Source organism: Duganella sp. FT27W, from assembly GCF_009295655.1.
GTDB lineage: Bacteria > Pseudomonadota > Gammaproteobacteria > Burkholderiales > Burkholderiaceae_D > Rugamonas > Rugamonas zoogloeoides.
Genome location: NZ_WHIV01000001.1, coordinates 411,185 through 422,484, shown reverse-complemented (window position 1 = coordinate 422,484; position 11,300 = coordinate 411,185). Strand labels below are relative to the sequence as shown.

11 protein-coding genes and 4 tRNA genes are annotated in these 11,300 nt (G+C 61.8%); 6 read left to right on the top strand and 9 right to left on the bottom strand.

From position 1 onward, the window contains the following. Positions 1 to 5 precede the first annotated feature (5 nt). The 3 genes from F8197_RS01770 to F8197_RS01760 all read right to left on the bottom strand — a co-directional run bounded on the left by F8197_RS01770 (position 6) and on the right by F8197_RS01760 (position 2,519). Positions 6 to 1,256 carry an efflux RND transporter periplasmic adaptor subunit gene (locus F8197_RS01770; RefSeq protein ID WP_152879517.1) on the bottom strand — a complete coding sequence of 417 codons (1,251 nt, stop codon included), beginning with the start codon at positions 1,254 to 1,256 and terminating at the stop codon, positions 6 to 8. Positions 1,257 to 1,413: 157 nt separating this feature from the next. Continuing rightward, positions 1,414 to 2,313, bottom strand: a complete 900-nt coding sequence (locus F8197_RS01765; RefSeq protein WP_152879515.1) for an alpha/beta hydrolase — start codon at positions 2,311 to 2,313, stop codon at positions 1,414 to 1,416. After that, positions 2,310 to 2,519: a hypothetical protein gene (locus F8197_RS01760; protein ID WP_152879513.1), complete on the bottom strand. Its 210-nt coding sequence runs from the start codon at positions 2,517 to 2,519 to the stop codon at positions 2,310 to 2,312. The genes F8197_RS01765 and F8197_RS01760 overlap by 4 nt, the downstream gene beginning before the upstream one ends. A gap of 147 nt (positions 2,520 to 2,666) precedes the next feature. On the opposite strand from F8197_RS01760, the gene F8197_RS01755 reads away from it, so the two are divergent. The 3 genes from F8197_RS01755 (at position 2,667) to trbK (ending at position 4,885) form a co-directional block, all read left to right on the top strand. Then, a complete protein-coding gene (locus F8197_RS01755) occupies positions 2,667 to 3,632 on the top strand; it encodes a LysR family transcriptional regulator (RefSeq protein ID WP_152879511.1) in 966 nt (321 codons plus the stop codon). After that, positions 3,629 to 4,603 carry a D-2-hydroxyacid dehydrogenase gene (locus tag F8197_RS01750; protein ID WP_152879509.1) on the top strand — a complete coding sequence of 325 codons (975 nt, stop codon included), beginning with the start codon at positions 3,629 to 3,631 and terminating at the stop codon, positions 4,601 to 4,603. The genes F8197_RS01755 and F8197_RS01750 overlap by 4 nt, the downstream gene beginning before the upstream one ends. Positions 4,604 to 4,669: 66 nt before the next feature. Further along, positions 4,670 to 4,885: an entry exclusion lipoprotein TrbK gene (trbK, locus tag F8197_RS01745; protein ID WP_152879507.1), complete on the top strand. Its 216-nt coding sequence runs from the start codon at positions 4,670 to 4,672 to the stop codon at positions 4,883 to 4,885. Between the two features lie 56 nt (positions 4,886 to 4,941). Here trbK and F8197_RS01740 read toward each other — a convergent pair. From F8197_RS01740 to F8197_RS01720, 5 genes are all read right to left on the bottom strand, one after another. Beyond that, positions 4,942 to 5,018: transfer RNA gene (locus F8197_RS01740), tRNA-Arg, on the bottom strand. Between the two features lie 137 nt (positions 5,019 to 5,155). Then, positions 5,156 to 5,232, bottom strand: a tRNA-Arg gene (locus F8197_RS01735). Positions 5,233 to 5,368: 136 nt separating this feature from the next. Further along, positions 5,369 to 5,445, bottom strand: a tRNA-Arg gene (locus tag F8197_RS01730). A gap of 50 nt (positions 5,446 to 5,495) precedes the next feature. Next, positions 5,496 to 5,572, bottom strand: a tRNA-Arg gene (locus tag F8197_RS01725). Positions 5,573 to 5,799: 227 nt separating this feature from the next. Then, positions 5,800 to 6,027 (bottom strand): hypothetical protein, encoded by a 228-nt coding sequence (locus F8197_RS01720; RefSeq protein WP_152879505.1) that lies wholly within the window; start codon positions 6,025 to 6,027, stop codon positions 5,800 to 5,802. A gap of 246 nt (positions 6,028 to 6,273) precedes the next feature. Between F8197_RS01720 and F8197_RS01715 the strand changes: the two genes are divergently transcribed. The 3 genes from F8197_RS01715 to F8197_RS01705 all read left to right on the top strand — a co-directional run bounded on the left by F8197_RS01715 (position 6,274) and on the right by F8197_RS01705 (position 10,718). After that, a complete protein-coding gene (locus F8197_RS01715) occupies positions 6,274 to 7,101 on the top strand; it encodes a response regulator (RefSeq protein WP_152879503.1) in 828 nt (275 codons plus the stop codon). A 160-nt stretch (positions 7,102 to 7,261) separates the two neighbouring features. Further along, positions 7,262 to 9,475, top strand: coding sequence for an ATP-binding protein (locus F8197_RS01710; protein ID WP_373996755.1), 2,214 nt, complete (start codon positions 7,262 to 7,264; stop codon positions 9,473 to 9,475). Between the two features lie 268 nt (positions 9,476 to 9,743). Further along, positions 9,744 to 10,718, top strand: coding sequence for a diguanylate cyclase domain-containing protein (locus F8197_RS01705; RefSeq protein ID WP_152879499.1), 975 nt, complete (start codon positions 9,744 to 9,746; stop codon positions 10,716 to 10,718). A 104-nt stretch (positions 10,719 to 10,822) separates the two neighbouring features. Here F8197_RS01705 and F8197_RS01700 read toward each other — a convergent pair whose 3' ends face one another. Continuing rightward, positions 10,823 to 11,236 carry a hypothetical protein gene (locus F8197_RS01700; RefSeq protein ID WP_056146159.1) on the bottom strand — a complete coding sequence of 138 codons (414 nt, stop codon included), beginning with the start codon at positions 11,234 to 11,236 and terminating at the stop codon, positions 10,823 to 10,825. Between the last annotated feature and the right edge of the window lie 64 nt (positions 11,237 to 11,300).

Here is an 11,300-nt window from a genome sequence, read left to right as displayed (position 1 = left end):
TTTAATTATTCCTTGGTAGTGCCGGCTTTCGCATCAGCGACTGCGGCGACTTTTTCATCTTTTTCGGCTTCCGGCTGCGCCACGTTGGCGGCCAGCGGATCGGCGTCCATCGCCACCATGGTCGGCGTGATCGGTGCGCCGGGGCGCACGCGCTGCAGGCCGTTGACGACAATCTTCTCACCGGTTTTCAGGCCGGAGCGCACCACGCGCAGGCCATCGACCTGCGGGCCCAGCGTGACCGGACGGTACTCGGCCTTGTTGCCGGCGCCGACCACGAACACGAACTTGCGATTCTGGTCGGTGCTCACGGCGCGGTCGTTGATCAGCATGACCGGCTTGGCGCCGGTCGAACCGGCCAGTTGCACGCGGGCGAACAGGCCCGGTACCAGTGAACCATCGTCATTGGCCAGGCGGGCACGCATGCGCACCGAACCGCTACGCGCATCGAGCTGGTTGTCGACGAATTCGAGCTTGCCTTCGTGCGGGAAGCCTTCTTCGTTGGCCAGGCCGATACGCACCACGGCCGGCTGGCCCTTGTGGGCGGCGGCGCCCACGCGCAAATAGGTTTCTTCGTCGCCGTCGAACGACGCGTAGATGTTTTCCAGCGAGACCACGGAGGTCAGCACGGCCGACGCATCGACCAGGTTGCCCAGCGTGATTTCCGCTTTCGACACGCGGCCACTGATTGGCGACGTCACGCGCGTGTAATCGACATTGAGCTTGGCCGCTTCGTACTGGGCCTGGGCGGCGCGGGCGTCGGCGTCGAGCTGCTTGAAGTTGGACGAACGCTCGTCGAATTCGCGCTGGGCGATGGCTTTATCGGCCAGCAGCTTTTCGGCACGGTTCATTTCGAGCTTGGCCAGTTCGGCCTTGGCGCGCGCCGAACCGGCAGCCGCTTCGGCGCGGTTGGCTTCTGCCTGGAATGGACGGGCGTCGATCACGAACAGCACGTCGCCCTTTTTCACCTGGCTGCCGGGCTTGAAGTTGATCGCGGTAATAAAACCGGCCACGCGTGGACGGATCTGCACCTGCTCGATCGCTTCGAGGCGGCCCGAGAATTCCTGGGTTTCGGTCAGCGTCTTCTCGACCACCGCCGCGGCAGACACCGGCGGGCCGCCTTGCGGCGCGCCCTGGGCCTGGGCATTCTTGCTGTTGGCTTCTTCGCAACCGGTGAGGCCAATGGTGGCCAGGCCCGCCAGCGCCATGGCGGCGGCCAGCGGCCCTGCCAGAGCGGTCATTTGTTTAATGGTTTTCATTTTATATCCTTTTTGAATGAAAATTATTAATAGAAAGGGCGGCGCCGGGCGCAAGCACGGACGTAGCACGAAAAACAAGACAACAAGAGTCGGGCGCCCCGCCGGCAAGCCAGTGGGGACGTGAAGGGTACTAATCAGGTGTTAGACGTACGGGCAGCTATTCCTGTGACAACGGGGCCGCGTCGGCGCGGTCCAAACCGGCGATAAAGGTAGCGATCTCGCCAAGCGCGATGCACTTGCACGCGCACTCGTTGCGCTCGCCTGCTTCGGACTGCAGCGCGGGGGGCATGCGGATCACCGATGTCTTGACGCCGTTGGCAATCAGCTTGGCGCCATACTGTTCGGCCTCGTCGCGCAGCGGATCGTCCTCGGCGGACAGGATCAGGGCGGGAGCCAGGTTTTTCAGGCGGCTCGATTGCAGCGGCGACGCGTACGGGTGGGTGCGGTCGGCGCAGTTGGGCAGGTAACCGGCGTAGGCGGCGGCGCAGGCATCGGCCACTTCCAGCAGTTCCGGCGCCTGCTGCATTTCGCGCATCGAGCAGGTGGTCAATCCAGGGTCGAGCATGGGCATGATCAGGATCTGGCCGGCCAGTGCGGGACCGCCACGGTCGCGCGACATCAGCGCGCACACCGCAGCCAGGTTGGCGCCGGCTTCGATGCCGCACACCAGCAGGCGCTTGCCGGTCCATGCCGTCTTGGCCTTGTTCTTCTTGGCCCAGTTAAGCACCGCGTGAGCATCTTCCACCGCTGCCGGGAACGAACGTTCGGTGGCCAGCGTGTAGCTCGAGGACAGCACGGCAACGTGCGGATTGTCGTCGGCCATATGGCGCAGGAAGATGTCGGCGCCTTCCAGGTCGCCGCCCACGAAACCGCCCGGGTGGAAGAACACCAGCAGGGTGTCGCGCTTGCCGGCACCGCGTTCACCTGAATCACCGCTGGTGTACAGGCGCGCCGCGAGCGGGCCTTCGGCGCCGCCCACTTCCAGCGCCCGCACCTTGATGCGGTCGGACAGTTCGGGCAGCGGCTGCTCTGCCGGCAGGTTCGCCTGCGCGCTCATCGCGTCACCGTCATGGCGTCGCTGGCGACCAGTGAAGTGTCGGCACATGCCAGCACGTCGCCGCTGGCCACTTCGGTCAGGGCACGAACGCCTTGCACTTCGGCCTTGGCCGTCTGCATATAGGCATCGGTGGAGACGACGCCCGCCAGCATGACCGTGGTCAGCGCAACGGCGATCGTGGCAAAAATTCCATCCCGATTTTTCATGATTGATCCTTTCCTTCAACTGTGGCCTGCCGCCGGAATCATTTCTTTTTCTTTGTGCAGTACAGCAATCTTAAACATGTTCTACAATCCGATAAAGACGGCAAAACTGAATTGATTGTTCAGAATCCTGAACAATGGGAGTGTTACATGAATAAACTACAAGCGATGGAAGTTTTTGTGGAGGTAGTGGACACCGGCGGCTTCACGCGTGCGGCGGAAAACCTGCAACTACCCAAGGCCACCGTCTCGACGTTGATCGCGTCGCTGGAAACGGCGCTGTCGGTCAAGCTGCTGCACCGAACCACGCGCCACGTGAGCGTCACTGCCGACGGCGCCGCCTATTATGAACGCTGCCTGCGCATTTTGTCGGACGTGCGCGACGCCGAGGAATCGCTCTCCCGCACGCGCCTGAGCCCCAGCGGGCGGCTGCGGGTGGATGTACCCACCGGCCTGGCGCACGACGTGCTGATCCCTGCCATGCCCGATTTTTTCACCCGCTACCCGGACATCCAGATGGAGATGGGGTGCAGCGACCGCAGCGTGGACCTGATCGAGGAAGGCGTCGATTGCGCGGTGCGCGGCGGCCAGCTGGTCGATTCGAGCCTGATCGCACGCCGCGTGGGCATGCTCAATTTTATTACGTGCGCAGCGCCATCCTATTTGCAGCGCCAGGGCGTTCCCGTGCATCCGCAGGAATTGCTGCAGCACCAGTGCGTCAATTATTTTTCGTCGCGCAGCGGTAAAATCCTCGACTGGGACTTTACCCGCGACGGCGAACGGCTGCAGGTCACCCTCCCCGGCCTGATCGCCGTCAACGACACCAACGCCTATATCGCGGCCGGCGTGGCGGGACTGGGCATCATCCAGACCCCGGGCTTCGTGATCGAGGCGATGCTGGCCGACGGCCGCCTCACCACCATTCTCGGCGACTGGACCATCGACCCGCTGCCGGTGCACGTGGTGTACCCGCAAAACCGCCACCTGTCGGCCAAGGTGCGGGTGTTCGTGGAGTGGGTCGCCGAACTGTTTGCCAACCACCCGGGCATGCGCCTGCCGAAAGCGCCGCCGCCAGCGGCGCGCACCGCGCCCTCACCATTGGAGTTAGCCGTATGACCTCTGTACCAGATGATCAACACCGTATTGTTTTCCTTGACCGTGACAGCGTCATCGCCAACGTGCGCAAGCCGTCGTTTGCACATGCGTGGACCGAGTATCCGGCCACCAAAGCGGCCGACGCGGTCGCACGCCTGCGCGACGCCCGCGCCACCATCGCCATCACCAACAAGGTGCCGCTGCGCGCGGACGCGCTGGACCAGTTGCCCGACCTGAAAATGATCGCGGTATCGGCCACCGGCACCGACATCATCGACCTGGCCGCATGCCGCGCGCGCGGCATCACCGTCGCCAACATTCGCAACTACGCGGTCAACACGCTGCCCGAGCACACCTTCGCGCTCATGCTGGCGCTGCGCCGGCAACTGGTGGCGTACCGCGCCGACATCGAGGCGGGCCTGTGGCAAAAGGCCGAACAGTTCTGCCTGTTCGGCCATCCGATCGCAGACCTGGCCGGCAGCCGCCTGGGCCTGGCCGGCTATGGCGCGTTGGGCAAATCGGTGGCAGCCATTGCGCGCGCTTTCGGCATGGAGGTCGTGGTATTTAACCGTTCGCCGGTCGAGGACGAAGGGGTTGTGCAGGTATCGTGGGACGAGCTGCTGGAGACGTCCGATGTATTGAGTCTGCACCTGCCCTTGAACGACAAGACCCGCAACATGATCGGCGCGTCGGAGCTGGTGCGCATGAAGCGCAGCGCACTGTTGATCAACACCGCGCGCGGCGGCCTGGTGGACGAACAGGCGCTGGCCGACGCGCTGCGCGCCGGCGTGATCGGCGGCGCCGGCTTCGACGTGCTGACGCAGGAACCGCCGCCAGCCGACAACCCGCTGCTCAACCTGCGCTTGCCGAATTTTATCCTCACACCCCATTCGGCGTGGGCCAGTACGCAGGCCATGCAGGTGCTGGCGGACCAGTTGATCGACAACGTGGAAGCCTGGGTGGCGGGCGCGCCGCGCAACGTGGTGGCATAGGCGGGGGGAGACAGGGCGCCTGACTAACCTTCGGGCGCCAGTATTTCAAACTTTAAAGGAGCAGCATTGAAAATCCAACCCAGTACGGTGATGACCTTGATTGCAGTGCTGCTGCTGTCGGCGTGGGCCTGGCGCCAGCTAGGCAAGACGCCGAAAGTGCCGGAGGCATCGGCTGCCAATTGTTCGCAGGAAGCGATCCGCGCGGTGGCGGATTCGATTGAGCGGGCTATCCTGTCGGGACGCTGCGCAAAGCAGGCGGCCCCGGGCAAACCCGAAAACTAAGGAATAAAGAAAAAAGGCCTGATGATCACTCATCAGGCCTTTCATCTTACGAATTTTGGTGCGGCTGGCAGGAATCGAACCCACGACCCCTTGGTTCGTAGCCAAGTACTCTATCCAGCTGAGCTACAGCCGCGAAAGACAACATTGTAACAGCATTCAGTCGTCCGGTGAAGCTGCCAAGAGAGGAAATTTTCATTTACTTTCAAGGGCTTACACTTAAAAGAAAAAAGGCCTGATGATTGCTCATCAGGCCTTTTCACTTACGAATTTTGGTGCGGCTGGCAGGAATCGAACCCACGACCCCTTGGTTCGTAGCCAAGTACTCTATCCAGCTGAGCTACAGCCGCGAAAAACAACATTGTAACAGCGTTTCGACATCTGGTGAAGCCGTCGAGAGAGGAAATTTTCATTTACTTTCAGACGCTTACACTTAAAGAAAAAGGGCCTGACGATCACTCATCAGGCCCTCTTACTTACGAATTTTGGTGCGGCTGGCAGGAATCGAACCCACGACCCCTTGGTTCGTAGCCAAGTACTCTATCCAGCTGAGCTACAGCCGCGTAAAACAAGATAGTAACAGCGTTTTCTTGTCTGGTAAAACATGAATTTTTGGTGCGGCTGGCAGGAATCGAACCCACGACCCCTTGGTTCGTAGCCAAGTACTCTATCCAGCTGAGCTACAGCCGCCAAAATTTCATGTGCAACATTGTATCAGATAAACTTTATTTTGCAAAGTCCGACATTTCTATCGATTTGTTTGCCAGGTGCACGAAACACCGAACAAACCCTGTACAAAAACCTTACCCTTACTTTGCTGCACTTCTCTCGTCCGGCATGCCGTTCGAAAGAAGCAGCATTATAGGGACGGTTTCCGCGCTTGTCCACCCGTAAATTGCGATCGCTTCACACATCATTCAAACGCCATATTCGGCAGCGGCCTTCGCGGTCCACAACGCTTCGTTGTAGGACGGATACGGCTGACCATAACAATCGATGGCGCCGCCGTCGCCGATGAACTTGATCCACCAACCCTGCTCGTCCTCGATCAGGCCGATGTCCCCGGCTTTGCAAACTTGCAGCAACTGCTCGCCAGCACCGAGCACGACGATCTTGACGCCCCGGTGTTTTACTACTGTCGTCATGATTCCTCCTGATTAATCGAATGTTAACCGAATGCCCGCCGTGCACTGCAACATGAGCAAAAAAGCATACCATTCACGCCACTTATCTCGATCATCATCAATAAAAATTTGCATTCGTTTGCGCGTTGCAGCATTATTGAGCTGTCTCCTCTATTCTCCTCCAAGGAAATAGATTTAGCCCGCTCCCGTAGCGGGCTTTTTTTTTACCGTGTACGATGCGTTCATCTTGTGAAGAGGTCAACTCGTATGTCATTTCCCGATTCGATCGCAGCGCCCGCCCCTGACTGGACGCGCACCGCCCTTGGCGATCATGCCAGCTGGCCAGCCAGCTTGCGGCTGACGGTCGATATTCTGCTCAATTCCCCGCTGCCCATGGTGCTGCAATGGAGCGAGCAGCAAATCATGGTCTATAACGATGCGTATGTCGAGCTGCTGGGCCTGCCCAGCCTGAGTGCGCCCGGCGGCCACGTGCCGCCGATGCAGCCGTCGGCGTGGAGCTGGAATCCCGACGCCATCGCCCATGCGCGCCAGGGCCACAGCGCCAGCTACCGCGGCCGCAACCTGCCCGTGTGGCGCGACCACGCGTTTACCCAGAAGCCGCTGGACCTGTACTACACCCCGGTGCGCGATGACAACAATGTCGTGCAGGGCGTGCTGTGCGCGCTGGCGCCAGCGCAGTCGATGCCGGCAACACAGTCCGGGCGCGCCCTGACGCTGCTGGTGGTGGAAGACAATGCCGACGCCCGCTACCTGGTGTGCGAAACCCTGCGCGCGCTGGGCCACGAGGTGGAGGCGGCTGCCAGCGGCGAAGAGGCGCTGCCGCAACTGGCCAGCCAGCAGTTCGACGTGCTGTTTACCGATGTCAGCCTGCCCGGCATGTCGGGCGTGGACCTGGCGCGCCAGGCGCGCCGCGACAAACCGACGCTGGAAGTACTGTTCGCTTCCGGCTATGGCGACGAGCTGACCCGCCACCTGGAGTTTCCCGCCCGCTCGCTGCAAAAGCCCTACGATCTCGATGTGTTGCAAGACGCTTTGCAGCAGATTGTCCAGAGCGTGCAGGCCAAAGCGGCATAAGCGCCACCAGCGATTCAACCGTGCGGAGGCGGGGCGAACTATCACGCTAGAATGGTCAAACCGTTAACTTTCCAGTGTTAGCTTCGCGCTTCTCGTCCGCCAGTCGGCTGACGGGATGGCGCCAGGCCTGCCGCCATCGATGATTTCTCCCAATGAGCCTGTGAGCGCCACCTCTGCCGTCCCGGTGGAAGACGCTGCGCTCACCGATCCACAACGCGCGCTGGACGAACTGCGCAGCGCGCGCGAGTTGCTGCGTCAAAGCCGGCACGAGCTGCGCGCGCTGGCCGAGTCCATGCCGCAACTGGCATGGATTGCGGAACAGGACGGCGCGATGATCTGGTACAACCAGCGCTGGTACGACTACACCGGTGCCACCCCACAGGACATGGCCGGCGACGGCTGGCGCCGCGTGTACGCGCCCGACTGCGTGGCCGCCCTCGAACAATTATGGCAACAATGTCGCGCCAGCGGCGAGGCGCTCGAGCTCGAAGTGCCGATTCGCAGTGCCAGCGGCGAATTCCGCTGGTTCCTGGTGCGCGCCAACGCCGTACGCGACGCCGATGGCCGGCTGGTGCGCTGGTTCGGCACCAGCACCGACGTCGACCAGGTCAAGCGCGCCCAGGAAGCCTTGCGCGAAGAAACCGCCGCACTCGAACTGGTCAACCGCACCGGCACCGCCCTCGCGTCGCGGCGCGACCTGCACCCGCTGTTGCAGGAACTGACCGACGCCGCCACCAGCATCAGCGGCGCCCGCTATGGCGCCTTCTTTTATCAGGCAGACGACACCGGCGCCACCGTGATGCGTCACACCCTGTCCGCCGGCGCGCCTGCCAGCTTCGGCGGTTTTTGCGCGCCGCGCGCCGAAGCCCTGCTTGCCGACGGGGAACCTCTTGCCGCTGGTCATGCTGCCATTCGCAGTGTCGATTTAACGGCGGAAGCGGGCGACGAGCAGGCCAGCCCCAATCACGGCTTGCCACCGGGTACGCCAATGGTACGCAGCTATCTGGCCGTGCCGGTGGCGCTTGGCACGGGCACGGTGATCGGCTGTTTGTTTTTCGGTCATCCCGAGCCGGCCATGTTTACCGAGCGCACCGAGCGGATTATCAGCGGCATTGCAGCCCAGGCCGCGATCGCCATCGACAACGCGCGCCTGTACGAAGCTACCCAGCAGGCAGCCGAAGAGCGCAAGCAGCTGCTCGACAGCGAGCGCGAAGCGCGTGCCGAAGCCGAACGCAACAGCCAAATGAAGGATGAATTCCTGGCCACGCTGTCGCATGAACTGCGCACCCCGCTCACGGCCATCCTGGGCTGGTCGCAGGTGTTACGGCGCGGCACCCGCGACGAAGCCGACCTGCATCGCGGCCTGCAAACCATCGAGCGCAACGCCCGCGCCCAGGCGCAACTGATCGAAGACTTGCTCGACATGAGCAGCATCGCGTCCGGCAAGGTGCGGCTCGAATTGCTGCCGCTGTCGCCATCGTCAATTGCCACTGCCGCCATCGATACCGTGCGCCCGGCCGCCGAGGCCCGCAGCATCAGCCTGATCACCGAGTTCGACAGCGCGGCCGGCATGGTGTCCGGCGACGCCAGCCGCCTGCAGCAAATCATCTGGAACCTGCTGACCAACGCCATCAAGTTTACGCCGGAGAGTGGCACGGTAACAGTCGCCGTACGGCGCGAAGACAGCCAGGTCGCCATCGACGTGCGCGACACCGGCGCCGGCATTGCCGCCGACTTCATTGGCCACGTGTTCGAGCGCTTCCGCCAGGCCGACGCCACCACCACCCGCAAGCACGGCGGCCTGGGCCTGGGTTTGGCGATCGCCAAGCACCTGGTGGAGCAACACGGCGGCACCATTGCCGCCCACAGCGACGGCCCCGGCCTGGGTTCGTGCTTCACCGTGCGTCTGCCGCGCCGGGCCGGCAAGAACGATGCAGCGCCCGTGCACGCATGTGCTGCGCCGCACGATCTGGCCGGTTTCCAGGTGCTGATAGTGGACGATGACGACGATTCCCGCGAGCTGATCCGCCGTATCCTGCACGATTGCCACGCCGATGTACTGACCGCCGCCAGCGCTGCCGAAGCACTGTCGCTGCTCGAGCACCTGCGGCCGGGACTGCTGCTCACCGACCTCGGCATGCCAGAGATGGACGGTTACGGCCTGCTCGAACGGGTGCGGGCGCTGGGCCCGGCGCACGGCGGCGACGTACCGGCGATCGCGTTGACCGCGTTTGCACGCGCGGGCGACCGCGTGAAAGCGTTATCAAGTGGTTTTTTCGCACATGTTTCGAAACCGGTGGAGCCGGCCGAACTGATAGCCAAAGTCGCTTCCGCGCGGTCCGCACGCACTGGCTTTTCCACGCCCCCACTCTGAGCGACGATGACATGCAATAAACACACGTAAATATTATTGCCATAAAGCATTTTTCCTGCTCCTACTTTTAGACGCGGCAATGTCCTACAAGCAATCAGACGCATGCTTGCTACACTTGGAAAATCATGGAAAGCAGGTAGAATTGTTTCCGTACAGAAATTAATCGCAGATGTGTGCGCTGCAGCACAGAGGTTTGCGATATTATCTAATTATTATGCATTTATTATGCGGCCGGGACCCCGCCGCTTAGATGAGACTGAGAAAAAATATGCCGAGCCGTGACGATATTCTGCACGCCAAGATCCTGGTGGTAGATGACAGCGCCGACAATGTCGAGCTGATGTTGGAGATCCTGCGCGAAGCCGGTTACACCGACGTGTCCTCGACCATGCTGCCCGAGCAGGTATGCCCCATGCATCGCCAGCATTGTTACGACCTGATCCTGCTGGACCTGCAGATGCCCGGTTTGAACGGCTTCCAGGTCATGAAGGGTTTGAAAGAAATCGAGCAAGGCGGTTACCTGCCCGTGTTAGCGCTCACTGCACAGCCGAGCTTTAAAATCGCCGCACTGGAAGCAGGCGCACGCGACTTCATCAGCAAACCGTTCGACCTGCTCGAAGTGCACAAGCGTATTCACAACATGCTCGAAGTGCGGCTGCTCTATAAAGAGCTGGCGCAGTACAGCAAACAGCAGCAGGAACTGGCGCTGCACGATCCGCTTACCGGCCTGCCCAACCGCCGCCTGCTTGAAGACCGTATCGCCACCGTGCTGCAACACGCCACGCGCCAGCAGAACAAGGCGGCGGTCATGTACCTCGACCTCGACGGTTTCAAGCCCATCAACGACACTTACGGCCACGCGGCCGGCGACGAAATCCTCAAGCTGGTCGCGCAGCGCCTGGTCAGTTGCGCGCGCAAGGAAGATACGGTCGCGCGCGTCGGCGGCGACGAGTTCGTCATCGTGATGGGCAATATCTCGCACGTGGGCGATACCCAGGAACCCGCCAACAAGCTGATCGAGTCGGTCTCGCAGCCGTATATCGTCAACGGCCATACGCTGCAACTGTCCACCAGTATCGGCATCGGGATTTTCCCGGACGACGCCGACGCGGTTGCGGCCGTGATCGCGGTGGCCGACGCCGCGCTGTACGAAGCCAAGCGCTCCGGCAAGAACCGCAGTTGCACGGCGCAAGCCCTGCGCACGCAATCTGCGGCCCAGCCGGTGCTGTCCACCACGGTGTAATCGATGTCAACGGGCCGCCTGAACCGGCGGCGCGGAATAAACTAAAAGCCGTCATTCCTCTGCAGGAATGACGGCTTTAAAGTTTTACGGCCAATGATGAGCAGTTACGCTGCTGCCTTGTCTTTCGCTCCTGCCTTGCCTGCCGGCTTGGCGCTGCTGTGACGATGATCATCCTTGGCATCGACCATTTCCGGCGGTACTTCGATGCGCGTAATGCCGGCATCGACCGAGACCGGATCGCTGGCCGGGAAAGTCATCTCCAGGCCATCGTCGAGCAGGGTTTCCTTGGCTTGTTCGGCCGGGGTGGCTTGCTCGAGGTCGGCCAGGGTAGTGATGGCTTGCGCCCATTTGACGAAGTCCATATTGGCCAGGTCGCGCACCGAGTGCACGTTGAATGCCTGCGCCAGCGCCTTGGCGTCCTTGGCGCTCACACCGCGCAGCGCGCTGACCGGTGCCGCTGCCAGTGCGCGGAAGCTCTGGCCTAGATATTCTTTGTCCACGACAGTATCGATATTCATGATGTGTTCCTTGAGTGGGTGGATACAGCTTGACTGTGACAGCACCGGCCCGACGGGTCTGTGC